The sequence below is a fragment of the Enterococcus avium genome (assembly GCF_002891025.1).
Taxonomy (GTDB): Bacteria; Bacillota; Bacilli; order Lactobacillales; family Enterococcaceae; genus Enterococcus_A; species Enterococcus_A avium.
In genome coordinates this window covers 3,027,501-3,050,544 of sequence record NZ_NBSL01000002.1, presented here as the reverse complement: position 1 = coordinate 3,050,544, position 23,044 = coordinate 3,027,501, and the positions used below count along the sequence as shown (strand labels likewise).

At 41.5% G+C, this 23,044-nt stretch carries 16 protein-coding genes, 25 tRNA genes, 2 rRNA genes, 1 riboswitch and 1 other annotated feature (1 of these 45 running past the window's edge); of the genes, 6 read left to right on the top strand and 37 right to left on the bottom strand.

What is annotated here, in order from left to right; genetic code table 11:
* Positions 1 to 245: 245 nt before the first annotated feature.
* On the top strand, positions 246 to 428 hold the full coding sequence (locus AUF14_RS15325; RefSeq protein WP_016181167.1) for a hypothetical protein: 183 nt from the start codon (positions 246 to 248) through the stop codon (positions 426 to 428).
* 47 nt (positions 429 to 475) lie between these two features.
* Here AUF14_RS15325 and AUF14_RS15320 read toward each other — a convergent pair whose 3' ends face one another.
* Together AUF14_RS15320 and AUF14_RS15315 are read right to left on the bottom strand one after the other, a co-directional pair.
* Complete coding sequence (locus AUF14_RS15320; RefSeq protein ID WP_016181168.1) at positions 476 to 817, bottom strand: YlbF family regulator; 342 nt, start codon at positions 815 to 817, stop codon at positions 476 to 478.
* A 67-nt stretch (positions 818 to 884) separates the two neighbouring features.
* Positions 885 to 3,086: a PBP1A family penicillin-binding protein gene (locus AUF14_RS15315; RefSeq protein WP_049219061.1), complete on the bottom strand. Its 2,202-nt coding sequence runs from the start codon at positions 3,084 to 3,086 to the stop codon at positions 885 to 887.
* Positions 3,087 to 3,363: 277 nt separating this feature from the next.
* Here AUF14_RS15315 and AUF14_RS15310 point away from each other — a divergent pair, with 277 nt between their 5' ends.
* The gene (locus AUF14_RS15310) at positions 3,364 to 4,218 is read left to right on the top strand and encodes an RluA family pseudouridine synthase (protein WP_049219062.1); all 855 of its coding nucleotides are present in this window, start codon (positions 3,364 to 3,366) and stop codon (positions 4,216 to 4,218) included.
* A gap of 123 nt (positions 4,219 to 4,341) precedes the next feature.
* Here the strand turns inward: AUF14_RS15310 and apf are convergent, their stop codons facing one another.
* Positions 4,342 to 4,965 (bottom strand): aggregation-promoting factor, encoded by a 624-nt coding sequence (gene apf / locus AUF14_RS15305; protein WP_016181171.1) that lies wholly within the window; start codon positions 4,963 to 4,965, stop codon positions 4,342 to 4,344.
* Positions 4,966 to 5,374: 409 nt separating this feature from the next.
* A complete protein-coding gene (locus AUF14_RS15300) occupies positions 5,375 to 7,012 on the bottom strand; it encodes a putative polysaccharide biosynthesis protein (protein WP_049219064.1) in 1,638 nt (545 codons plus the stop codon).
* Positions 7,013 to 7,139: 127 nt separating this feature from the next.
* Between AUF14_RS15300 and AUF14_RS15295 the strand changes: the two genes are divergently transcribed.
* Positions 7,140 to 8,636 carry a UDP-N-acetylmuramoyl-L-alanyl-D-glutamate--L-lysine ligase gene (locus AUF14_RS15295; RefSeq protein WP_049219066.1) on the top strand — a complete coding sequence of 499 codons (1,497 nt, stop codon included), beginning with the start codon at positions 7,140 to 7,142 and terminating at the stop codon, positions 8,634 to 8,636.
* A 12-nt stretch (positions 8,637 to 8,648) separates the two neighbouring features.
* On the opposite strand, the gene AUF14_RS15290 is transcribed toward AUF14_RS15295, so the two are convergent.
* The gene (locus AUF14_RS15290; protein WP_102866111.1) at positions 8,649 to 9,551 is read right to left on the bottom strand and encodes an NAD(P)H-dependent flavin oxidoreductase; all 903 of its coding nucleotides are present in this window, start codon (positions 9,549 to 9,551) and stop codon (positions 8,649 to 8,651) included.
* Positions 9,552 to 9,657: 106 nt separating this feature from the next.
* Positions 9,658 to 12,171: a leucine--tRNA ligase gene (gene leuS, locus AUF14_RS15285; protein WP_049219069.1), complete on the bottom strand. Its 2,514-nt coding sequence runs from the start codon at positions 12,169 to 12,171 to the stop codon at positions 9,658 to 9,660.
* Positions 12,172 to 12,239: 68 nt separating this feature from the next.
* Positions 12,240 to 12,431 (bottom strand) — a binding site (T-box leader).
* 137 nt (positions 12,432 to 12,568) lie between these two features.
* On the opposite strand from leuS, the gene AUF14_RS15280 reads away from it, so the two are divergent.
* On the top strand, positions 12,569 to 13,225 hold the full coding sequence (locus AUF14_RS15280; protein WP_049219071.1) for a phosphatase PAP2 family protein: 657 nt from the start codon (positions 12,569 to 12,571) through the stop codon (positions 13,223 to 13,225).
* Complete coding sequence (locus AUF14_RS15275; RefSeq protein ID WP_102866110.1) at positions 13,226 to 14,173, top strand: TIGR01212 family radical SAM protein; 948 nt, start codon at positions 13,226 to 13,228, stop codon at positions 14,171 to 14,173.
* 116 nt (positions 14,174 to 14,289) lie between these two features.
* Here the strand turns inward: AUF14_RS15275 and AUF14_RS15270 are convergent, their stop codons facing one another.
* Positions 14,290 to 15,477 carry an IS110 family RNA-guided transposase gene (locus AUF14_RS15270; protein ID WP_002297293.1) on the bottom strand — a complete coding sequence of 396 codons (1,188 nt, stop codon included), beginning with the start codon at positions 15,475 to 15,477 and terminating at the stop codon, positions 14,290 to 14,292.
* A 323-nt stretch (positions 15,478 to 15,800) separates the two neighbouring features.
* Between AUF14_RS15270 and AUF14_RS15265 the strand changes: the two genes are divergently transcribed.
* Positions 15,801 to 16,364: a tRNA (mnm(5)s(2)U34)-methyltransferase gene (locus AUF14_RS15265; protein WP_049219076.1), complete on the top strand. Its 564-nt coding sequence runs from the start codon at positions 15,801 to 15,803 to the stop codon at positions 16,362 to 16,364.
* 55 nt (positions 16,365 to 16,419) lie between these two features.
* Here the strand turns inward: AUF14_RS15265 and AUF14_RS15260 are convergent, their stop codons facing one another.
* From AUF14_RS15260 to AUF14_RS15115, 30 genes are all read right to left on the bottom strand, one after another.
* A complete protein-coding gene (locus AUF14_RS15260) occupies positions 16,420 to 17,208 on the bottom strand; it encodes an alpha/beta hydrolase (RefSeq protein ID WP_049219077.1) in 789 nt (262 codons plus the stop codon).
* 21 nt (positions 17,209 to 17,229) lie between these two features.
* Positions 17,230 to 18,708, bottom strand: coding sequence for an MDR family MFS transporter (locus AUF14_RS15255; RefSeq protein ID WP_049219079.1), 1,479 nt, complete (start codon positions 18,706 to 18,708; stop codon positions 17,230 to 17,232).
* Between the two features lie 166 nt (positions 18,709 to 18,874).
* Positions 18,875 to 20,065 carry a methionine adenosyltransferase gene (gene metK / locus AUF14_RS15250; RefSeq protein WP_049219081.1) on the bottom strand — a complete coding sequence of 397 codons (1,191 nt, stop codon included), beginning with the start codon at positions 20,063 to 20,065 and terminating at the stop codon, positions 18,875 to 18,877.
* A riboswitch (SMK box riboswitch) is annotated at positions 20,063 to 20,145 on the bottom strand. (Overlaps the previous gene by 3 nt.)
* Positions 20,146 to 20,510: 365 nt before the next feature.
* Positions 20,511 to 20,582: transfer RNA gene (locus AUF14_RS15245), tRNA-Glu, on the bottom strand.
* Between the two features lie 13 nt (positions 20,583 to 20,595).
* Positions 20,596 to 20,683: transfer RNA gene (locus tag AUF14_RS15240), tRNA-Ser, on the bottom strand.
* Positions 20,684 to 20,704: 21 nt separating this feature from the next.
* Positions 20,705 to 20,778, bottom strand: a tRNA-Ile gene (locus AUF14_RS15235).
* Positions 20,779 to 20,792: 14 nt separating this feature from the next.
* Positions 20,793 to 20,863, bottom strand: a tRNA-Gly gene (locus AUF14_RS15230).
* An 8-nt stretch (positions 20,864 to 20,871) separates the two neighbouring features.
* Positions 20,872 to 20,944: transfer RNA gene (locus AUF14_RS15225), tRNA-Phe, on the bottom strand.
* Between the two features lie 5 nt (positions 20,945 to 20,949).
* Positions 20,950 to 21,022 (bottom strand) — tRNA-Asp (locus AUF14_RS15220).
* A gap of 19 nt (positions 21,023 to 21,041) precedes the next feature.
* Positions 21,042 to 21,115, bottom strand: a tRNA-Met gene (locus tag AUF14_RS15215).
* A gap of 14 nt (positions 21,116 to 21,129) precedes the next feature.
* Positions 21,130 to 21,219 (bottom strand) — tRNA-Ser (locus AUF14_RS15210).
* A 12-nt stretch (positions 21,220 to 21,231) separates the two neighbouring features.
* Positions 21,232 to 21,303: transfer RNA gene (locus AUF14_RS15205), tRNA-Glu, on the bottom strand.
* Between the two features lie 11 nt (positions 21,304 to 21,314).
* A tRNA-Ile gene (locus tag AUF14_RS15200) sits at positions 21,315 to 21,388 on the bottom strand.
* A gap of 14 nt (positions 21,389 to 21,402) precedes the next feature.
* A tRNA-Gly gene (locus tag AUF14_RS15195) sits at positions 21,403 to 21,473 on the bottom strand.
* A gap of 1 nt (position 21,474) precedes the next feature.
* A tRNA-Asp gene (locus AUF14_RS15190) sits at positions 21,475 to 21,550 on the bottom strand.
* 18 nt (positions 21,551 to 21,568) lie between these two features.
* A tRNA-Met gene (locus AUF14_RS15185) sits at positions 21,569 to 21,642 on the bottom strand.
* Positions 21,643 to 21,656: 14 nt separating this feature from the next.
* Positions 21,657 to 21,746 (bottom strand) — tRNA-Ser (locus AUF14_RS15180).
* A gap of 15 nt (positions 21,747 to 21,761) precedes the next feature.
* A tRNA-Ile gene (locus AUF14_RS15175) sits at positions 21,762 to 21,835 on the bottom strand.
* A gap of 14 nt (positions 21,836 to 21,849) precedes the next feature.
* Positions 21,850 to 21,923, bottom strand: a tRNA-Met gene (locus tag AUF14_RS15170).
* Between the two features lie 14 nt (positions 21,924 to 21,937).
* A tRNA-Ala gene (locus AUF14_RS15165) sits at positions 21,938 to 22,010 on the bottom strand.
* A 15-nt stretch (positions 22,011 to 22,025) separates the two neighbouring features.
* Positions 22,026 to 22,099: transfer RNA gene (locus AUF14_RS15160), tRNA-Pro, on the bottom strand.
* A gap of 3 nt (positions 22,100 to 22,102) precedes the next feature.
* Positions 22,103 to 22,176: transfer RNA gene (locus tag AUF14_RS15155), tRNA-Arg, on the bottom strand.
* 13 nt (positions 22,177 to 22,189) lie between these two features.
* Positions 22,190 to 22,275, bottom strand: a tRNA-Leu gene (locus tag AUF14_RS15150).
* Between the two features lie 22 nt (positions 22,276 to 22,297).
* A tRNA-Gly gene (locus tag AUF14_RS15145) sits at positions 22,298 to 22,369 on the bottom strand.
* A gap of 4 nt (positions 22,370 to 22,373) precedes the next feature.
* Positions 22,374 to 22,446, bottom strand: a tRNA-Thr gene (locus AUF14_RS15140).
* A gap of 18 nt (positions 22,447 to 22,464) precedes the next feature.
* A tRNA-Leu gene (locus tag AUF14_RS15135) sits at positions 22,465 to 22,546 on the bottom strand.
* A gap of 9 nt (positions 22,547 to 22,555) precedes the next feature.
* A tRNA-Lys gene (locus tag AUF14_RS15130) sits at positions 22,556 to 22,628 on the bottom strand.
* Between the two features lie 3 nt (positions 22,629 to 22,631).
* Positions 22,632 to 22,704: transfer RNA gene (locus AUF14_RS15125), tRNA-Val, on the bottom strand.
* Between the two features lie 8 nt (positions 22,705 to 22,712).
* Positions 22,713 to 22,828 (bottom strand): 5S ribosomal RNA (gene rrf, locus AUF14_RS15120).
* Positions 22,829 to 22,901: 73 nt separating this feature from the next.
* Positions 22,902 to 23,044, bottom strand: a 23S ribosomal RNA gene (locus tag AUF14_RS15115); it runs 2,769 nt beyond the window's last position.

Genomic DNA, 23,044 nt, shown 5'->3' with positions numbered 1-23,044 from the left:
CGGTTATCCTCTCTGCTCTTGGACGATATAGCCTCGTTAGATATTCAGAAACCAGGTTCTATCTAGCTCATTCATATACTGTCGCAAGAGAAGAGGCGTCAGTCTTTTTGAGGAAGACAAGGCTTCAAGGAGGAAAACTACGACCTCTATCTGCTTACTACAAGTTTAAACCAAAAAGAAGGTTTAAAGGAATAACCAGTCAGAATGTATCTGACAATATTAATATACGAGGAGGCTACATACAAATGAATAAGGATGAGCTAATAAAAAAAGCGAAAGAGCTTTTAAATGAAGGAAATATCGAAAAGGCGAAAGTATTTATCGAAGAGCACAAAGTTGAACTGGGCGATTACTATGACAAAGCCAAGGTTTTATTGAAATCTGAAAAAATCGATGGTTTAATAGATCGCTTCAAAAAATTCTTTTAACAAAAAAAGCTGCGACGTAAATTTACGTCGCAGCTTTCTATTTCTGATTAACCTTCGTATAATTCACGAATTGGTGTCATGATGATGCGGTTCAAATCATTGATAATTACGCTGAAAGCTTGTTCTTTCACCATTAATTCGTTGATCAATTCTTCTTGTTGAACCTTCTCAGCTAATGCTTGTGCTTGTGATGCATCTTCATCGCTGAAGTCTTCACCGCGCATTTGTTTTTCCTGCAAGCTTTGTTGGAATGCTTGGAAATCCTTAAATGCTGCATATGCGGTTTCGTTTTTCTTCAATTCTGCAAAAGCTGCTTCTAAAGATTTAAATTCTGGTAGTTCGCGAATTTCGCGTTCTAGTTCGTTTGCTGAATCATAAATATTTGCCATTCGTATTCCCTCATTTTCTATAAAAGTTACTTTTCTATTGTAACATGAATGGAAACGGGTTCACACCCTAATTTCCCGGTTGATACTGCTGCCACAATTCTTGGGCCTTATCCTTCAATTTATTGGCACCTTCTTTGGCTTTTTCAAAGAAGTTAGCTGCTCCTTCACTGGCTTTTCCGCCAATATCTTTTAACTCTTCCCGCCATTTACTCGTATCGCCATTTGTTTCGCCTTGATTAACTTGATCAGCCGCAACGACTTGTCCGCCCGTCGCATATGCATCGGCAACTTCAAAGGAATACTGTCCAGCATAAGGCAAAATTGATTCGGCTTCCGCCTTGAAGACTTGTCCCACCTCTGAGCCGCTTGTTCCACTTAGATAATGTGTCTCGCTGACTTTTTCAAAACCTAGCCAAGTAGAAATCACGACATTCGGTGTATAACCTACGATCCATTGATCATTGACTTTATTTGCGTCAAAGTTCGTTTCAGTCGTTCCAGTTTTCCCAGCAACAGTGAAGCCTGCTGGAGCTGCTTGAGCCGCTGTTCCGTTAGAAAATGTTCCTAGTAACATACTAGTCATTTCATTAGCAACTTCTTTTGAGATGACTTGTTCATACTTCGGTGAGCTGTTATCCTCGATCACAGCACCTGTGGAGTCGATGATTTTTGTAATCAAATGAGGCTCATAAACTTTCCCTTCATTTGCAAACGCGCCATAAGCTGCGGCCATCTTCAGTGGTGAGGTGCCTTTTTCCAGACCGCCTAAAGCCAAACCATAATATTTATCCGACTTGCTCAATGGAATCCCGAATTCTTCGGCTTTATTATAGCCTTTACTTAATCCCATCTCATGCAATAACCAAACCGCCGGCAGATTTAAGCTCTGAGCCACAGCTTGATACATCGGTACGTCACCTTGGTAAGTGCCATCATAGTTTTTCGCTTTGTAATAAGATTGTGGTTCATCCTTTAAAATACTGTCTGGTTTATAGCCAGATTCTAATGCTGATGAGTAGACACTTAGTGGTTTCATCGTTGAACCTGGAGAACGCTGCATTTGTGTCGCGAAATTGTAGCTCCGGAAAATGTGTTCCCCCCGTCTTCCTACTAACGCTTGAACCCCGCCAGTTTTTGGATCTAGCGCAACAGACGCTGACTGAGGCATTGCCCCATCGGCAGCATTTGCTGGAAAGTTCGCGTTGTTTTCATAGACAGCTTCCATTTGTTTTTGATAATCCTGATCCAAGGAGGTGTAGATTTTGTAGCCTTTATTTAGTAAATCTTTTTCAGACATGCCATAACGTTCAACTGCTTCATCGATTACCGCATCAAAGTAAGAAGGATAACGATAACCTGCATCTGCCGAAGAATACGTATCATTCAACTGAGAGCCTAAATCAGTAGCTTTTTCCTGAGCTTCTTGTTCTTTAGATAATTTGCCGTTTTCTACCATCACAGAAAGGACGGTGTCTCGACGATTTACGGCATTTTCTAAGTTATCGATCGGATTGTAAATGCTTGGTCCCTTCAGCATTCCGACGATCGTTGCTGCTTCACCGATTGTTACTTGATTAGCATCCACACCAAAATATTTTCTCGCCGCATCTTGTACGCCCCATACACCATTACCAAAGTAAGCATTATTCAAGTACATCGTCAAAATCTGATCTTTATCATATTTCTTTTCGATCTCGATGGCCATAAAGATTTCTTTGGCTTTTCGCTCTAGCGTCTGATCGAGAGTTAAATATGCATTTTTGGCTAACTGTTGTGTTAAGGTACTACCTCCACCAGTAATGTGGCCAGCAGTTATTCGGCCCACAACCGCCCGGGCAATCCCTTTGATATCGAAGCCGTGGTGTTTGTAAAAATTACGATCCTCCGTTGAAACGACCGCATCTTTTAAGTAAGGCGAAATTTGATCGCTTTCTACATAAGTCCCTTTTTGTCCATAGAGGGACCCTGCTTGTTCATTTTTCTCGTCATAAATCACTGTCGACTGCTTCAAACTGGATTGCAGCGTCTCCACATTGACCGATTTTGCCAAGAAAAATAGATAGACGCTCATTACTAAAACACCTACAAGTGTTAGTAAGAGCAAAATTTTATTGATATGATATTTTTTCCAAATACGTTTGCGCCAGTGGTGAAAACGAATCAAATAGGGTTTGATCCATTGCCAAAAGGTTTTTGTACCGCTACGAAACTTTTGCCAAAAAACTTTTGTACCACTTTTAAATTTGCGCCAAATTTCCTGAAAATCCATTTTTTGATCTCCATTCTATACAAATTCAGACACAGTGTATCACAAATCTCCTATCTAATGCTTGGGTCTTTAGACGGATACACACTTGGGAGTATTCTAGCATGGGATCTCAAGGAAAAGCTGATTTTTTTCTTAAATATCCGTTAAAAGTGATACAATTAAGCGGATAATCCCTTTCTAAAGCTAACATATCGCAAAAAAGTGCTCGATTCTGTATTTTGCGCTTTATTCACTGAACGCTTGAAATTAAATACATTGAAATAAAAGGAGCAGTAAAATGATTTTCACTATGACCTTGCCCGATCAAACATCTGTAATGACGGTCAAAGATTTATTGGAACAGGAGTGGCTGGTACCACGAAAGGTCCGCCATTTTATTCGAACACGAAAGGGACTCTTGATCAATGGTGAACCCTGCCATTTTCAATCGATGGTCCAGCCTGGAGATGTTATTACACTTACAATCGAAGCAAGCGATTATCCTGAACGAACGATTCTACTTGGTGACCCTAAAAGAATTTCGGTTCTTTTCGAAGATGAGCATTTGATCATTGTAAATAAACCTCATGGCATGAAGACTCATCCGAATCAACCAGAGGAACAGGATACTTTGCTGAATCATTTAGCTGCCTACTTGGCGCCTAATTATCAGCCTCATGTCGTGCATCGCTTAGACAAAGAAACCAGCGGCGCGATTTTGTTTGCAAAGAACCCCTTCGTTTTGCCAATTTTAGGTCGTTTATTAGAACAGAAGAAAATCTATCGCCGATATCAAGCAATCGTCCATGGAACGATAAAAAAGGATCTGACAATCAATCAAAAAATTGGGCGTGATCGACACGATCGTCGCAAACGACGAATTGATTCTAAAGGCGGAAAATCTGCAGTAACTCATGTGACCGTCGCAAAGCAACATAAGAATCAGACAGCTGTTTTTTGTCAATTAGATACAGGTAGAACACATCAAATTCGTGTCCACTTAGCCAGCATTGGTCATCCGCTGGTGGGTGATCCTTTGTATAGTAAACATTCTAGTGGCCGTTTGATGCTGCATGCTTATGAACTTCATTTGCTGCACCCCTTTACCAATCAAGAAATAGCTGTTCAGGCATTGCCTGGATTATGGGAGTAAAAATGAAACCAGCCAAGACAGAATATAGACTGTTTTGACTGGTTTTCTTTTAAGCTTTGAAAATTATTTCCATAAAAAAGAGAGGACCATTGTTTCGATCCTCTCGGTTACTATCTTTAGTTTTTAGTACCAGCCGTTGGCTTGCCAGAATGATTGTGCGCCTTCCCATGAACCATAACGAGAAGTCACATATTGATCCGCAACACGTTCTTGGTTTTCTGCAGAATAGTCACCGTTTAAATATGAAGCTGATAATTGGTAACGTCCGATATATTGACCGTTTGTAGCTGAATATGAACCGCCTGATTCACGTTGGGCTATCCATTCTTTCGCTGAAGAAGTTGTTGCTGCAGGAGCTGTTTCTTGTACAGGTGCTGCTTGTTGTTGAACTGGAGCCGCTTCTTGTACAGGTGCTGCCTGTGTTTGTTGTACTGGAGCTGCTTGTGTTTGTTGAGCTGAAGCTTCAGCTTGAACTGGAGCTGTTTCTTGTGCTTTTTCAGCTTTTGCTTCGCCATCAATTGTTAATTTTTGACCTGCAAAAATCATGTTTACGTTAGAAATTTTGTTCGCTTTTGCAATTGAATCCACTAAACTATCGTTACCAGCAAACTTGTGAGAAATTTTTGATAAAGTATCTCCTGATTCTACAGTATAGGTTTCTGAAGCGTGCGCATCTGTAGCTCCCATCGCTAAACCTGCACCTGCTGCTAATACTGTACTAAAAAGAAACGTTTTCCCTAATTTCATTCTGTAACTTCCTCCGATTTTTCTTATGTCTTTTTTCTTCTGTCTTCTTGACTACGAGAGATACTTTACCATCCTTTTGTGTTTCATGGGTAATATTAATGTAACAGTTCATTACAATAACATAAAACTATGTAACAAAACGACTGTCAGTGTGTCATTTTGAAATATATCACTTTTATTATTATGAGTAAAAACCCGTGATACAAGGCTGTTTCGCGAAATGTAACTGTTTTATTCTTGTATTACAAAAATTATCTTTAGAAACATTGACATCTTTTTGTAAAGTAATCGGAAGGAAAAATTCTATTCTTTTTGAATTATTTTGCAAATATTTTTTACAGATTTTGAATTTAAAATTTAATTTATAACAAAAAAATACTTCTGTACTTTTCAAGTACAGAAGTATTTTTCATTTGATTCTCAATCGTCTACGCCATTTTCTTGCTTGGGATCCCACCAGTTTATCGACTAAGCGAATTTTCAAACTAAGATAGAAATAAACCAATCCACCCACTCCAGCTGTTAGCAAACAGATGGCTAAAGCAGATAATCGTGACGCTGGATCAAACACGAGATAACTCATCTGCCGCACAATAACAGCGACTATCAGCATCACTAACGTTAAAATCAAAATCAGAACACAACGACGAAAGGCCAGCTGATAGTTCGCATGGACAACTCTGCGTAGTTTCCAGAGACATAAGCCACAGGTTAGGCTTAAACCGATAAACGTAGCAGCGAGAGGTCCATAAACCTCTAATAGTTCAATCAGCGGTACTTGAATAATCGCTTTAAGTAATAAGCCTGCCAGCCAATATTTCACCGCGACTCGGCTATGGGAAATTCCTTGCAACGTCGTCGACAGCATCATAAACAATGCTGAGACTAGCCCCGCCCAACAGGCGGCAACAAGCACACGGCTACCTAAAACATCGGCCGAATAAAAGATCGTATTCAAAGGATAAGCCAGTAAAATCATTCCAAAAACAGCTGGCAACATGATGAAAGCAAACAGCTGGATATTCGTATTTACTAATTTAGCCAGTTCAGGTCGGCGTCTTTGAGTAAAAAGTTCTGTCAGCATTGGCAGACTAGTTAATGCAAGCGATGTTCCTAAAGCAACGACGACCATCGTCAACTTATCTGGATTGGCACTAAATAAAGCGTATAGATCCACCAACTGATCATGACTGTAATTCGTATTAGCATTCATCGTGTGAATGAAGGTCACCTGGTCAATCAATTTATAAAAGGTGATTCCGCCACCAAGTAAAATAAATGGAATCGCCTGTCTAACCGTTTCAAACAATAATTTTTTCGTATCAATCGTTACTTTGTCTAGACTGCGTCCTAGCTGCAAATCACTCTTTTTTCGATCCTTAAACCAATAAAAAAGCAAGACGCCATAAGAGCCGATCATTCCGACAGATGCAGCGAAGGTCGATTGGATCACCGCATTTAAATAATCCCCTTTCCTGACCTTCATAATAATAAAGACACTCAAGAGCATATACAAAACACGCAGCGCCTGTTCAACCAATTGTGAGACGGCAGAAGGACGCATATCCTGTTGACCTTGAAAATAGCCCCGTAAGACACTCATACAGGGAAAGGCAATAACAGCGATGCTCAATGCTTGTATTACTGGAATCAAAGCACGACCCCCACCGGACAAACCAGCCAGCAATGGTGCTGTGAAAAACATCAAGCCACCAAAGAAAATTCCTAAAATTGCCGTAGCCTGCAAGGCCTTGATAAATAAACGCCGACTCGTTCGATACTCTCCCATCGAATTGTACCGAGCAATCTGCTTGGCTATCGCGCCTGGCAATCCGGCTGTAGAGATCATCATGAACAATGCATAAAACGTATAACCCATATTAAATAATCCATTGGCCGCACGGGCATTTTCACCCATCCAGGCATACCATGGAATAATGTAGATCGCTCCTAACAGCCGTGAAAAAATATTTCCCACAGATAGCCAAGCTGATCCTTGGATCATTTTTTCCTGATAAGTCAGATCACTCGGTCGTGTCTCTTTCATGGTCTCCTCCTTCAAAAAATCGCTACCCTTATAGTAAAGCTAAATCGCGCTCCTGACAATCACTCTTTACTTTTTCTCTTACTAAGCTATGCTATAATAGCCTAGACTATATATTGGAGGTCTCAACATGCTGACACTTACCCAAATTCAACAAATACTTGAACAAGAAAATCTTTTAAGAGAGTTCATTACGCCCACACGTTGGACGCTGACTGCTCCTTTTGACAAAAGCTTTAAAAAAATTTCATATGATTCACGTGATGTCGATGCAGAAACCCTTTTTTTCTGTAAAGGGAACAATTTCCAACAACACTTTTTAGAACAAGCTCTAGCAGATGGTCTAACTTGCTACATCGCCGAGCAGCCCTATGAAGTTTCCGCAGAGCTGGCAATCATTGTAACCGATATTCGTAAAGCATTGGCCGTTTTGAGTATGGCCTTCTATGATTACCCGCAAGAAAAATTACATCTGGTAGGAATCACCGGAACAAAGGGTAAAACAACCGTTGCCTACTTCACAAAAAAAATCCTAGACATTACGACGAATAAAAAGACTGCTCTTCTATCTACTTTAAATACTACACTAGATGGTGTAACCTTTTTCAAATCAAAACTTACAACACCTGAATCGTTAGATTTATATCGGATGATGGCTGAAGCTGTGGCCAATGGTATGACGCATCTTGTCATGGAGGTATCTTCCCAAGCGTATAAAGTAGCACGTGTTTATGGTTTAACCTTTGATGTCGGGATTTTTCTAAATATTTCTCCCGATCATATTGGTCCGATCGAGCATCCGACATTTGAAGATTACTTCTATTGTAAGCGGCAATTAGTTGCCAACTCTCGTCAAGTCATCTTGCAGCATGAAATTGATCACTTTGATCTTTTATTGGAATTGGCTGAAAAACAAAATATTTCCGTCATAACATACGGGAATAAGCAAGCAGATTATCACGTACAACCATCCGAACATCCGCTGTCCTTTGAATTAACAGGGCGGGAGGACACCTTTGGATTAAATGGTAACTACTCTATTTTGTTAGCAGGCGATTTTAATAAGGAAAATGCTGCTGCAGCTCTATTAGCCAGTGCTCTCGTCGGTGCAGATCAAGCTGCGGGACATCAAGGATTGGCTGAAGCACTGGTTCCAGGCCGCATGAATCTTTTAATAAAACCAAACGGTGCTCACATTTATGTGGACTACGCTCATAATTATTTAAGTATGAAATCATTGCTCGCTTTTGCTAAAGAACAGCATCCAGATGGTGAACTCCTTGTCATTACCGGTTCAACTGGAAACAAAGCAGAATCGCGCCGCGAAGGCTTGGGCCAAGCAATTGGTGAATATGCCGATGTGGCGATTTTGACCAGTGACGATCCCAACTTTGAAGATCCTAAAAAGATTGCAGACGAAATCAAACAAAGCATTAAAAATGATCATGTACGCGTACAATTTGAAAGTGATCGTAAAAAAGCCATCAAAGAGGCGATTCAGCAGGCTGGGCCAAAGGACGCCATCATTTTAGCAGGAAAAGGGACCGACAAATATATGACGGTTAACGGCGAAGACCTGCCCTATGAAGGTGATTATCATTTAGCAGAGGAATTTATTAAGGACTAACGGCATTGCCCGTTAGTCTATTTTTATGTTCTGACAGATCGCTGTTGCCTCCGCATATACCTCTTCAATCAAAGCTTTAGCTGGCTTCACTTCTGAAAACAGCCCCGCAATTTGTCCAGCCATCACAGCGCCGTTTTCTGTATCGCCGATGTCTGTGGCGCGTTTCAATACTTCTAGAGAAAAAGCTTCATTTGGTTTTTCCTTATCAGTCAAATTATTTTTTAACCCACGGATCGCTCCACCCTTGGTTTCATGAAGCACTACGGTTGCCGTATCATCTGCTTGTAGAATCGCTTGCTGATAATTTTCATGAACTGGACACTCCGCAACTGTCAAAAAGGCCGTCCCCATTTGGACACCCTGTGCTCCTAATGCAAAGACGGCTGCCATTCCACGACCATCTCCGATCCCGCCAGCGGCAATCACAGGGATAGCTACCGCTTGAACGACTTGTGGAATCAATGCCATGGAAGTCGTTTCACCAATATGTCCGCCTGCCTCCATCCCTTCTGCGATGATACCGTCTACACCCAGCTGCTCCATTTTTTGTGCCAGTTTCACTGAGGGTATCACAGGAAACACTTTGATATCGGCCTGCTTCAAACGCTCCATATAATGCTTAGGTGTTCCTGCTCCAGTGGTCACGATCTTAACCCCTTCTTCAATCAACACCTCAACTTGCTCTGGAATATTGTTCATCTGCAACATCAAATTTACGGCGAACGGTTTCTTTGTTCGTTCTTGGGTCCTACGAATTTGTTCTCGCAATTCTTCGCTGCTTAACCCGCCAGCAGCGATAATCCCAAGTCCTCCAGCTTCTGAGACCGCACTAGCTAATGGGTAGCGAGCAATATGGGCCATTGCTCCCTGAAAAATCGGATACTGAATATCTAATAGTTTAGCGATTGAGTTCATAAATGCACCTCATTCCTTTTTTTCTTATCCTAGCATACTTCAAGTATTCGCTCGTTATTTTGTCCGCACCTAAAAATGCTCCGCATTAACATGCGGAGCATCAAAATTAATTTGCTACAATATTGACTAATTTGTTCGGTACGACAATCACTTTACGAACCGTTTTTCCTTCGATATTGCGTTGGATATGTTCATCTTCCATCGCCATTTTTTCTAATTCATCTTTAGCCATATCAACAGCTACCATTACTTTAGAACGAACCTTGCCGTTAACCTGTAGAATGACTTCGATCTCATTTTCAACCAAGGCTTCTTCATCATAGGTTGGCCAAGCTACGTGAGAAATACCGCCTTCATGTCCTAAGATCGCCCACAGCTCTTCAGCAATATGCGGTGCAATCGGAGCTAGTAATTGTACAAAGCCTTCGACATATTCATATGTTAATGCTTTTGCTTTATAGGCATCATTTACGAAGACCATCAATTGAGAAATTGCGGTGTTTAAATGCAAGTTCTCCATGTCTTCTGTCACTTTTTTAACAGTTTGATTGTAAACCTTTGTCAATGAGCCATCGTTGAAGGTGGTGATATGATCACGCATCTTGCCTTCTTCATCCACAATCAAACGCCACACGCGATCCAAGAATTTACGTGAACCTTCAAGACCGTTTTCACTCCAAGGAATCTGAGCATCCAATGGTCCCATGAACATTTCATACATACGTAATGTATCAGCACCATATTTATCTACGACATCATCTGGATTGACAACATTTTTCAATGATTTACTCATTTTCGCAGGGGCTTCTTCTAATTCTTCGCCTGTTTCAATACTGAACCATTTTCCATCACGTTTTTCAACCATGTTCGTTGGTACTAGAGCACCGCGGCTGTCACGGAAGCTTTGACCTAAGATCATGCCTTGATTGTATAATTTTTGGAATGGTTCATTCGTTGGCACAACGCCGATATCGTATAAGAATTTATGCCAAAAACGAACATACAACAAATGCAATACGGCATGCTCAGCGCCACCAATATAAAGATCGACAGGCATCCAACGTTTTAGTTTGTCATAGTCTGCCAAAGCTTCTTTATTATGCGGATCAATAAAGCGCAAGTAATACCAAGAGCTTCCTGCCCACTGTGGCATCGTATTGGTTTCACGACGGCCTTTTTTACCAGTGATGGGATCAACGACATTGACCCACTCTTCAATATTTGCTAGCGGTGATTCGCCTGTTCCACTTGGTTTGATATCTGTTGTTTTCGGCAATTCCAACGGCAATTCGTAATCAGGAACTAAACCAGTTGTACCGTCTTCCCAATGGATAACAGGAATAGGTTCACCCCAATAGCGTTGACGTGAGAACAACCAGTCACGCAAGCGGTAGCTAATTTCTTTTTTCCCGCATTCATGTTCTTCAAGCCAAGCTAGCATTTTATCGATGGCGTCTTGTTTATTTAGTCCATCCAAGAATTCTGAATTGATATGCGGACCATCTCCAGTGAAGGCTTCTTTATCTACATCTCCGCCTTCAAGTACAGGAATGATCGGCAAACCAAATGTTTTCGCAAATTCATAATCTCGTTCGTCATGAGCCGGAACTGCCATAATCGCACCCGTTCCGTAAGAAGCTAATACATAATCCCCAATCCAGATTGGCATTTTTTCACCGTTTACTGGATTAATAGCGTAGGCACCAGTGAAGACGCCCGTTTTTTCTTTTGCTAAGTCTGTTCGTTTTAGATCTGACTTTTTGGAAGCTTCTTCAATATAAGCATCCACTGCTGTTTTTTGTTCAGATGTCGTAATTTTTTGAACCAATTCTAATTCTGGTGCCAACACTGCATAGGTTGCTCCGAATAACGTGTCAGGGCGTGTAGTAAAGACGGTAAATGTTTCCTCACTATTTTCAATTTTAAAACGTACATTTGCACCAATTGAACGACCGATCCAGTTACGCTGCATCTCTTTGATACTTTCTGGCCAATCAAGATCTTCCAAATCATCCAGCAAGCGATCCGCATAGGCGGTGATTTTCAGCATCCATTGACGCATTGGTTTACGGATGACATCATAGCCGCCACGTTCACTTTTCCCATCAATAACTTCTTCATTGGAAATAACTGTACCTAGTTCAGGTACCCAGTTGACAGGAACTTCCGCTTCATAAGCCAAACCTTTTTCATACATCTGTTCAAAAATCCATTGTGTCCATTTATAGTAATCAGGATCTGTAGTATTTAATTCTCGATTCCAGTCATAACTGAACCCCAATGCATTGATTTGACGTTTAAAGGTTTCAATATTTTTCTTGGTAAATTCCGCAGGATCATTACCAGTATCTAACGCGTATTGTTCAGCCGGCAGACCAAAGGCATCCCAGCCCATCGGATGCAGTACATTATAACCTTGCGCCCGTTTCATCCGTGAAATGACATCCGTCGCTGTATAGCCCTCTGGGTGTCCTACATGTAGTCCTTGTCCAGATGGGTAAGGAAACATATCCAACGCGTAAAATTTTGGTTTTTCAGGATCATCTGTGGTATTAAAGACATTATGCTTTGCCCAATATTTTTGCCATTTTTTTTCAATCGCTTTGTGATCGTAACTCATGTTGTTCCTCCTAAATTGATTTCATCATTTTTAACTACAAAAAAATCCCATGAAAGTTCTCAAAACTCTCATAGGACGTTATCAACGTGGTACCACCTATTTTTATCTGTCAAACGACAGACCTCAAAAGAAATAACGGTCTTTAACCGGATCATTCGATCATGCTCCAAGGTAAGTTCGAATGTCTCGCATACACACTCTCAGCACCGTGCGCTCTCTGAAATGCGTTCGTTTCTACTACTCCTCTTCCAAGCAACAATATTCAAAGTAGTTTCATCTTAGCAGATTCCAAAACAATATTCAATTGAATTCCCTTTAAGAAATCGTTGAATAAATTGTCCCTTAGTCAAAACATGATATAATACTTCTGTTTAGAAAGGATGAATCAGAGAAAACAATGAAAAATAAATCAATCTATCAATTAATCGGCAGTTTTACCCTGCTGTTTTTTGCGGCACTGTGTTACATCGTCCGTTTTTATCCAGAAACATTAAATGGTTTTGATCGGAGTATCATCCATGCGGTCCATCAGCTGTATCCGCAGATGAACGGCTATTTTTTATGGGTGACAAAATTTGCTAATCCAATTACCGTTGTCATCTTAACATTGGTATTTGTTGGTTTATTCTATTTCAATAAACAAAAGATTACGGCCCTTTGGTTAGCCATTACTATGGCATTGATTAGTGGTATCGGCAATCATCTGCTGAAACTTTTCTTTCATCGAGCGCGCCCAACGATCTTGCCCCACATGGTGACAGAGCACAGCTTTAGTTTTCCTAGTGGTCACGCAACAGCTAGTACCTTATTATATGGTACATTGATTTTTGTTATGGCTCTATTCTTCAAAGAAAAAACACCACGTTTGACTGCTCAGATCGTCGTTGGTTTATTGATTCTAAGTATTATAATCAGCCGTATCTATCTTGGTGTTCATTATCCAAGCGACGTCCTCGCTGGAATGCTTTTTGGTAGCAGTTGGCTACTATTCACGTATCCTTATTACAAACAGAAAAAATTAATCTATGATCTAAAAACGATTAGGAGAAATTAAATGACTTTTCAATATACTGACGATCCAACCAAACGTTACCATTCTTGGAATTACGCCTTACGCCAGCAATTTGGCGGAAAAATCTTTAAAGTCCCCGTTGATGGCGGTTTTGATTGTCCCAACCGTGATGGTACGGTTGCACATGGCGGCTGTACATTTTGCAGCGTTTCTGGTTCTGGTGATATGATTGTTGCACCAAGCGATCCGCTGCCTCAACAGTTTTATAAAGAAATCGACATGATGCATCAAAAATGGCCCCATGTCGATCAATACATCGTTTACTTTCAAAATTTTACAAATACCCACGCCCCTGTAGAAGTAATCCGCGAACGCTTTGAGCAGGTTGTCAATCTTCCTGGTGTCGTTGGGTTATCTGTTGGTACTCGTCCCGACTGTTTGCCGCCAGACGTGGTGGACTATTTAGCTGAATTGAATCAACGTTTATATCTTTGGGTTGAATTGGGCCTGCAAACAACCTATGAAAGTACTAGTGATAAGATTAATCGGGCTCACGACTATCCAACTTATGTGGATGCAGTCGCGCGTCTACGTAAACATAATATCAATGTTTGCACTCACTTAATCAATGGTCTGCCCGATGAGTCATTAGAGATGATGCGGGAAAATGTTCGCCGAACGATTTTAGATTCCGATATTCAAGGAATCAAACTACATCTTCTGCATTTGATGCGTAATACCAAAATGCTGCGGGATTACGCAGAAGGTCATTTACAACTGATGAGCAAAGACGATTATGTTTCTGTCATTTGCGATCAATTAGAGCTGATTCCTCAAGAAATTATTATTCATCGTTTGACCGGTGATGCTCCGTGGGATTCATTAATTGGTCCCATGTGGAGTTTAAAAAAATGGGAAGTCTTAAACGCGATCGATCAAGAATTGATTCGTCGTGATTCCTATCAAGGAAAATTTGCTTTGAGAGACTAACTATATAGAGTCAAGTAAAAATTAGCCAAATCAAAAAATATTTTATAACAGATAATTCCGAAAAAAGGGTACAACAAATAAGCTTCTTACCATTAGTTTTTTTGAATGTTCAATAGCTAATCAGAAACAATTATATAAGGCTCGTTTTTAGTCAAAATAGCATGAATCACGTAACAAAGCTTACGAGAAACCGCACCTAAGGCAGTTAGATGATGTTTTCCTTCGGAAACTTTTTTCTGGTAAAACGCACTAAAAACAGGATCACATTGAGAAGCTACTAAAGCCGCCGAAAACAAGGCTTTTCGCAAATATGGAGACCCTCGTTTACTCATAACATTATGCGTTGCCTCATATTGCCCTGATTGTGTCACGGAAGCGTCTATCCCAGCGTAAGCAACGAGTTTTTTCGGGTTAGAAAATTTTTGAATATCTCCGATCTCACCAAGAATAGTCGCACCGTTTATAGGACCAATTCCAGGAATTGTGAGAATAACAGAATTTAAAGTGTCCATTATGTGCTTGATTTCTCTTTCCGTTTCCTTTATTTGGCTTTCAATGAATTTTAATTGTTCAATCATTGAACGTAGTTGGAAGGTGAACGCTTCTTGAGCAAATTTTACTCCAAAGGAGTTAGAAGCTGCTTGCTTCAATTGGTCCGCTTTTTCTGCCTTGATTCGGTTCCTGCTTAACTCAGCTAAGTATTGGGCCAAAGTTTCTGAGGAAATGTTTTCTAAGTCGATCGGGGCACTAAACGCCAGCAATAACTCTTTAGAAGCTTTTCCGAAAACGCCCTGCTTGGTAAAAATCGTCGCGTATTCTGGAAAGACTTGATCCAATACGGCTATAATTTTTCTTTTGAAGTCGCTCGCTGTACCTACTAAATAAGTTCGGTAACGAGAAAGTTGTTTCAAAGAAAAAACATTTTCATCGGATAAGACCGTTTCGACAAATGAGCCATAGCGCATTAAGTCAGCAATCAAAACAGAATCAATAATATCGTTTTTTCGTTTCCGTATTTCTGTACCTTTACGCCATCCGTCTGTTTGAAGGGGATTCACAACGTGAATCAAATAATCTGATTCGTGAAGGTATGAAAAGATGGACAGCCAATAGTGCCCCGTGGCTTCCATCCCTATAACAAAGTCACTGGGTGCTCCGGAATAGTCGACCATTCGCTCAATTAATGACTCTGCTCCTTCAGTGGTGTTAGGAAATGAAAAACCTTTTAGTAATACCTTTCCTTCCTCGTTCATGATAGAAGCAACGTGAGTGCGTTTACCGATATCAATGCCTAAAAAGTACATGTATATCTGACCTTTCAAAAAAAGAATTTTGGATTGAAATCCACTCAACTGAAAAGCGTCACTACCTTGTACGAGATACGGAGTAAAGTAAGGACTTTCAACATCTAACTCATACGCAATCCACTTATCAGAGAGAGGAGCCAGTCTCTCGAGTGCGGGTTCAATGACCCAAGGGGGGAACGGCTTAGCCTCTCAATCCAATAAATATATTATCTCAAAAGAAATGAGTTAATACCAAATTAAAATAACGATGGTTCATAGGGTTATCCAATCAAAACCGGAAGGTTAAAACCCTAACTCTAATATACAAGGGGCGTTTACTCATGCTGCTAACAGCTCTGCGGTATAGTCATCAATTGCTGAAGGAAATAGTAAACGAAGGTGATCACGTCATTGACGCTACGATGGGCAATGGCAATGACACGTTATTTCTAGCAGAACTCGTCGGTACAACCGGTCAAGTTTACGCCTTCGATATCCAAGAGCAAGCGTTACAAAATACTCGTGACAAAATTTCTGACTATAGCGAGCGCACAACGCTATATCTTGCTGGACATGAAACGATTGAAGAAAAAATCTCAGCTGACCAACCAATTAAAGCCGCAATTTTTAACCTCGGCTACCTACCAAAAAGCGATAAACAGATCGTCACCTTGCCCGAAACGACCAAACAAGCCATGTCAGCCATTCTAAAACGGTTAACCATTGGTGGTCGCATGATCATCGTCATTTATTATGGACACGAAGGTGGAGAAGCTGAAAAAAACGAAGTCCTGCATTATTGCCGAGCATTACCGCAGGAAAAATTCAGCGTATTAAATTATCAATTTATCAATCAAAAGAATAATCCACCGATTTTATTGTGCGTAGAAGCTATTTCATATTGAACACTATCATCTGCTACAACATATATACCTAAAAAGAGTGACTGATCAAAAACGATCAGTCACTCTTTTCATTCAACCATTCTAGAACACGCTTGATCCAAGTATCCCAAAATACCCAATCATGTTTCCCAGTTCCTTCTTCAAAGGTTACATTGAGGTTCTTTTGTTTCATTTTATGAGCCATGTATTGACTAGCCGGGTACAAATCATCTTCTGTTCCACAGGCCAAGAAAAAGCGTGGTGCTGTCTTTCCGCTATCAACCAGTTCATCCAATAATCGCAAAGGATCATTTTTTGAACCTTTGATTTGATCCAAGGGCCCGAAGATTCCTTTCCAATAAGCTTCATTTCGTACCAGCAATAAACTTTCTACATCGGATAAAACCACTGCCCCCGATAAAGAAGCCACCGCGGCAAAATTCTCTGGTTTTGCCAAGCCTAGTTTCAATGCACCATAGCCACCCATGGATAACCCAGCTGCAAAAGTTTTTTCTCGTTTATGAGTCAATTGTGGAAAGAGCTCATGGACAATCGTTGGCAATTCCTCCGAAACAAACGTCCAATAGTTCATATCATACGTTGTATCAGTATAAAACCCAAGATCCGTCGAAGGCATCACCACTGCCATCTGATATTCAGCCACATATCGCTCGATCGAAGTCCGGCGTTCCCAGACACTATGATTGCCGCCCATACCGTGTAATAAATATAAGACCGGAACATCTTCATTTACACCAATAGTTTCCGTTCCAATCTTCTTATGCGTCGTTTGTGGCAAAATCACGTTCATTGCTACTTCCATTTGTAAAACATTCGAGTAGACATTCACCTGTAAAAAAGCCATTCAGCTAGATCCCCCAGTTCTTTATTCTTCATTCAGTTTAACACTTCTCGTTTGTTTGCCAACCATAAAGCTAAAAATCAATGCAAAAATAATCAGCAATAACCCAACAAAATATATCCAATGAAGGCTGGTAAAAAGAATATTACGTAGTTCCATTCGCAAGTTCGACTCAATCTGTAAAGCCGTATGAGGATTAATCAAACGATTCATGATATCCAGATCCGTGATCCCAGCTTTTGTTAGCTGCTGCACGTTCGCAACGTTCAAAATAATTCCAAAAAGTGAAACCATGACTGTTTGACCGATTGTACGAGAAAGCGTATTGAAAGAGGTTGCCACCCCGATTTCTTCCTTCGGTACACTGGCCTGCGCTTCCACCGTTGTCGTTGTAACGGATAATCCGTAACCAACACCTAAGACACCCATAATGATGAAAAATAGCCAAAAAGGACTTTGTTGCGGCAATACCACTAATGTTCCTCCACCGATCAAGATAATAATCAATCCGCTAACGATAATCCATTTTGCTGAATACTTACGTAATAATTGACCTGATAAAAAGGACCCGTACATCCATACAATCGACATCGGCGCTAAGACCAAACCACCAATTCCGGCTGGCTTTCCTAAGACTCCCTGCATCCACATAGGAATATACACATCCAATCCCATTAAAAATCCGCTAATTAGAGCCGCGACAACATTCACACTAGCAAATGTCTTGTTATTGAACAGCTTCAAATTTATTACAGGATCTTCTGCTCGTTTTTCTGTTCGAATAAAGAGTATCAATGAGAAAATACTCACTGCAAATAAAGCAATAACTGATAACGAAAGACCTTCATCACCTAGCAGTTGAAAACCTAATAATAAGCTTAAAAGTGTCAGCATCAAGAACAAGCTTCCGAACATATCCATCTTTTTTGCTTGATGCTCTTTTTTCTCTTCAATAAAGAAATATTGCAGCAAACCGATCAAAGCCAATCCAATTGGTACGTTAATAAAGAAAATCCAATGCCACCCAATCGTATCTACGATCAAGCCACCAGCTAAAGGACCAAAAACACTAGCAACGCCCCAAGCCGCACTCGTCAGCCCCAAAACCTTGGCCCGTTTTTCAATATCATAGAGATCGGCAATAATTGTCAAAGACACGGGCATAATCGCTCCAGCACCGATTCCTTGAATCCCACGAGCAATAATCAACGTCAACATTTCATTAGACATCCCGCATAATGCCGAGCCTAAAACAAATAATAAAATACCAACAATAAAAATTGGTTTTCTACCAATCTTATCTGCCAATTTTCCATAGATCGGTGTAATCATTGCATTTGTTAATAAATAGATGGAAAATACCCAGTTCATAATTTCAATTCCATGTAAACTACCCACGATCGTCGGCATGGCCGTCGTCACGATTGTACCTTCAATTGCAGACATAAATGTCGCGATAAATATTCCAGCAGTCACAACCTTCACATTTGTTTTTCTATTCATTTTTTCCTCCAAATCTATTTTTCAATCTCTAGTTACTTTAACATAGAAGTATAACTTATTTCTCATAAGGCAGAACAAAAATGCCTAAAAAAAGAGACAGTCCTATCAATCAATGATCAATAGAAACCGCCTCGTGAACTCCATAAACATTTTATGTCTGTACGATTTATTCTAGATTCAAGCTTTTCTTCAACGCATCGACTTTATCAATATGCTCCCAAGGAAGATCCACATCTGTTCGACCAAAATGTCCATAAGCGGCTGTGTCGCTATAGATTGGACGTAACAAATCAAGCATTTCGATAATTCCTGCCGGACGCAAATCGAAGTTTTCACGAATAGCACCAATCAATGCTTCTTCAGTAACCTTTGCTGTTCCGAAGGTATTGACTGAAATAGAAACAGGCTGTGCCACGCCAATCGCATAAGCAAGCTGCACCTCTACTTTTTCTGCTAAACCAGCAGCCACAATATTTTTCGCAATATAACGAGCCGCATAAGATGCAGAACGGTCTACTTTAGTTGCATCTTTCCCAGAAAAAGCACCGCCTCCGTGACGTGAATAACCACCATAAGTATCAACGATTATTTTACGTCCAGTCAATCCCGCATCCCCTTGAGGCCCACCAATCACAAAACGACCTGTGGGATTAATAAAATATTTCGTTTTATCATCCAATAATTCAGCAGAAATTTCATGTTTGATTACTTTTTCCATGACATCTTTTTGAATCGTCTCGTTATCAACAGCATCATTGTGTTGAGTACTGATAACAACTGTATCAACACGCAATGGTTTCCCGTTTTCATCATATTCAACAGTCACTTGAGACTTTGCATCTGGACCAAAATAAGCTACCTCGCCAGATTTGCGCAAATCAGCTAAACGTTTCACTAAATGATGACTCAATGAAATAGGCAGTGGCATTAGTTCAGGCGTCTCATTCACCGCAAAACCAAACATTAGTCCCTGATCTCCAGCACCGATATCATCCAATAGTTCTTCTTTACCACGAGTTTCTAAAGCATCATCAACACCTTGTGCAATATCCGGTGATTGTTCATCGATTGCCACTAAAACAGCAACATTATCACCATCAAACCCAAATCTTGACTCTGTATAACCAATGCGTTTAATCGTTTCGCGCACCACTTTTTGGATATCTACATACGCCGAAGTAGAGATTTCTCCAAAAACTAAAACAAGCCCAGTCGTTACAGACGTTTCACATGCAACTCTGGCTTTTGGATCCTTTTCTAAAATTGCATCCAAAATAGCATCACTGATTTGATCAGCAACCTTATCCGGATGTCCTTCTGAAACTGATTCAGATGTAAATAAACGACGTTCTTCCATTATAAATATTCCCCCTAATTTTTATTCGGTTACAAGGAATCTCTGAATACTTCAGAGCCTATCGGGAACTTGCAACGTCTCGATTATAACAGAAAAATAGCATCTGTCACTAATAAACCGGCATTAAACCTGAAAATTTATGGAAATTCGTTTTCAAACAAAAAAGGTTCTATAATATTTTGTGTTGGTGAAAAATCGACTTCGATTTTCTACCAACACTTTTTCTTCGTTTCAACTCAAAAAGAGACTCACTTTTGGTAAAATTTAGTCGACCAAAACATCACCCTACCAAAGGAGTCTCTCAATGGATAATCATACTAGAAAATTACTCGAATTAACAGATAAACATTTATTTTTTTCGGACTAAGTTTTATTCAAATTTGTCTCCACCAACACGATTTGACGAAGAGCCACAAAAAAAAGAGACGTTTAAAACGTCTCAAAATGACCCGTACGGGACTCGAACCCGTGTTACCGCCGTGAAAGGGCGGTGTCTTAACCGCTTGACCAACGGGCCATATATCAAAAAACGGAGAAGGAGGGATTTGAACCCTCGCGCCGGTTTCCCGACCTACACCCTTAGCAGGGGCGCCTCTTCAGCCACTTGAGTACTTCCCCAAAAACCAAAAAGATTTTTAATGGGCCTAAATGGACTCGAACCATCGACCTCACGCTTATCAGGCGTGCGCTCTAACCAGCTGAGCTATAGGCCCTTCTTAAAAACTAAAGCGGGTGACGAGAATCGAACTCGCGACAACAGCTTGGAAGGCTGTGGTTTTACCACTAAACTACACCCGCAATTCTGATGGCGCGGGACAGAATCGAACTGCCGACACATGGAGCTTCAATCCATTGCTCTACCAACTGAGCTACCGAGCCAGAAGCGGTCCCGACGGGATTTGAACCCGCGATCTCCTGCGTGACAGGCAGGCATGTTAACCCCTACACCACGGAACCGTATTTTTTTAGTTTTTAATTGCGGGAGCAGGATTTGAACCTACGACCTTCGGGTTATGAGCCCGACGAGCTACCAGACTGCTCCATCCCGCGATAATAGTATTAAAAGGAGGATAAGGGATTCGAACCCTTGCACGGTTTTACCCGCCTGACGGTTTTCAAGACCGTTCCCTTCAGCCGGACTTGGGTAATCCTCCAAATAAAAATAATGACCCGTACGGGACTCGAACCCGTGTTACCGCCGTGAAAGGGCGGTGTCTTAACCGCTTGACCAACGGGCCATAAATTTTAATGGGCCTAAATGGACTCGAACCATCGACCTCACGCTTATCAGGCGTGCGCTCTAACCAGCTGAGCTATAGGCCCTTCTTAAAAACTAAAGCGGGTGACGAGAATCGAACTCGCGACAACAGCTTGGAAGGCTGTGGTTTTACCACTAAACTACACCCGCATGGCGGTCCCGACGGGATTTGAACCCGCGATCTCCTGCGTGACAGGCAGGCATGTTAACCCCTACACCACGGAACCGTAATTTTTAGTTTTTAATTGCGGGAGCAGGATTTGAACCTACGACCTTCGGGTTATGAGCCCGACGAGCTACCAGACTGCTCCATCCCGCGATAATAGTATTAAAAGGAGGATAAGGGATTCGAACCCTTGCACGGTTTTACCCGCCTGACGGTTTTCAAGACCGTTCCCTTCAGCCGGACTTGGGTAATCCTCCATAAAAGAGTCACTATGGACCTTGTAGGACTCGAACCTACGACCGGACGGTTATGAGCCGTCTGCTCTAACCAACTGAGCTAAAGGTCCTGGCTCGAATAAAATCGCGGCGGAGGGGATCGAACCCCCGACCTCCCGGGTATGAACCGGACGCTCTAGCCAGCTGAGCTACACCGCGTTATTAATAAAAAATGGAGCCTAGCGGGATCGAACCGCTGACCTCCTGCGTGCAAAGCAGGCGCTCTCCCAGCTGAGCTAAGGCCCCAAAATTTTATTTCTATCGGGAAGACAGGATTCGAACCTGCGACCCCTTGGTCCCAAACCAAGTGCTCTACCAAGCTGAGCTACTTCCCGAAATGCACCCGAGAGGACTCGAACCTCTAACCCCTTGATTCGTAGTCAAGTACTCTATCCAATTGAGCTACGGGTGCGTTATTTAGTTAATGCCGAGGACCGGAATCGAACCGGTACGGTGATCACTCACCGCAGGATTTTAAGTCCTGTGCGTCTGCCAGTTCCGCCACCCCGGCGTTCTTCCCTGGTCTTCAGGAAAGCGGAAAACGGGGTTCGAACCCGCGACCCCCACCTTGGCAAGGTGGTGCTCTACCACTGAGCTATTTCCGCGTGATGCCGGCTAAAGGACTTGAACCCTCGACCCTCTGATTACAAATCAGATGCTCTACCAACTGAGCTAAGCCGGCAACTACAAAAAAATAAAATGCGGGTGAAGGGACTTGAACCCCCACGCCGTAAGGCGCTAGATCCTAAATCTAGTGCGTCTGCCAATTCCGCCACACCCGCATATACTTATGAGCCGTACTGGGCTCGAACCAGTGACCCTCTGATTAAAAGTCAGATGCTCTACCAACTGAGCTAACGGCTCAAATGGAGGTTAACGGGATCGAACCGCTGACCCTCTGCTTGTAAGGCAGATGCTCTCCCAGCTGAGCTAAACCTCCATGAGTTCGCGTGGCGACGTCCTAATCTCACAAGGGGCAACCCCTCACTACAATCGGCGCTAAGAAGCTTAACTTCTGTGTTCGACATGGGAACAGGTGTATCCTTCTCGCTATCGCCACCACACTACTATTTAATTGAGTAAACGTCGTTCACTCAAAACTGGATCAGAAACATTCTAACAACCGTGAATCAATTTTTGGTTAAGTCCTCGATCGATTAGTATCAGTCCGCTCCGTACATCACTGCACTTCCACTCCTGACCTATCTACCTGATCTTCTCTCAGGGATCTTACTTTCTTAAAGAAATGGGAAATCTCATCTTGAGGTGGGCTTCACACT

Bases quoted from the DNA above. Each gene is read 5' to 3' on its own strand.
- AUF14_RS15325 (WP_016181167.1), top strand. From the start codon at position 246: ATGAATAAGGATGAGCTAATAAAAAAAGCGAAAGAGCTTTTAAATGAA.
- AUF14_RS15320 (WP_016181168.1), bottom strand. From the start codon at position 817: ATGGCAAATATTTATGATTCAGCAAACGAACTAGAACGCGAAATTCGC.
- AUF14_RS15315 (WP_049219061.1), bottom strand. From the start codon at position 3,086: ATGGATTTTCAGGAAATTTGGCGCAAATTTAAAAGTGGTACAAAAGTT.
- AUF14_RS15310 (WP_049219062.1), top strand. From the start codon at position 3,364: ATGATTTTCACTATGACCTTGCCCGATCAAACATCTGTAATGACGGTC.
- apf (WP_016181171.1), bottom strand. From the start codon at position 4,965: ATGAAATTAGGGAAAACGTTTCTTTTTAGTACAGTATTAGCAGCAGGT.
- AUF14_RS15300 (WP_049219064.1), bottom strand. From the start codon at position 7,012: ATGAAAGAGACACGACCGAGTGATCTGACTTATCAGGAAAAAATGATC.
- AUF14_RS15295 (WP_049219066.1), top strand. From the start codon at position 7,140: ATGCTGACACTTACCCAAATTCAACAAATACTTGAACAAGAAAATCTT.
- AUF14_RS15290 (WP_102866111.1), bottom strand. From the start codon at position 9,551: ATGAACTCAATCGCTAAACTATTAGATATTCAGTATCCGATTTTTCAG.
- leuS (WP_049219069.1), bottom strand. From the start codon at position 12,171: ATGAGTTACGATCACAAAGCGATTGAAAAAAAATGGCAAAAATATTGG.
- AUF14_RS15280 (WP_049219071.1), top strand. From the start codon at position 12,569: ATGAAAAATAAATCAATCTATCAATTAATCGGCAGTTTTACCCTGCTG.
- AUF14_RS15275 (WP_102866110.1), top strand. From the start codon at position 13,226: ATGACTTTTCAATATACTGACGATCCAACCAAACGTTACCATTCTTGG.
- AUF14_RS15270 (WP_002297293.1), bottom strand. From the start codon at position 15,477: ATGTACTTTTTAGGCATTGATATCGGTAAACGCACTCACGTTGCTTCT.
- AUF14_RS15265 (WP_049219076.1), top strand. From the start codon at position 15,801: ATGCTGCTAACAGCTCTGCGGTATAGTCATCAATTGCTGAAGGAAATA.
- AUF14_RS15260 (WP_049219077.1), bottom strand. From the start codon at position 17,208: ATGGCTTTTTTACAGGTGAATGTCTACTCGAATGTTTTACAAATGGAA.
- AUF14_RS15255 (WP_049219079.1), bottom strand. From the start codon at position 18,708: ATGAATAGAAAAACAAATGTGAAGGTTGTGACTGCTGGAATATTTATC.
- metK (WP_049219081.1), bottom strand. From the start codon at position 20,065: ATGGAAGAACGTCGTTTATTTACATCTGAATCAGTTTCAGAAGGACAT.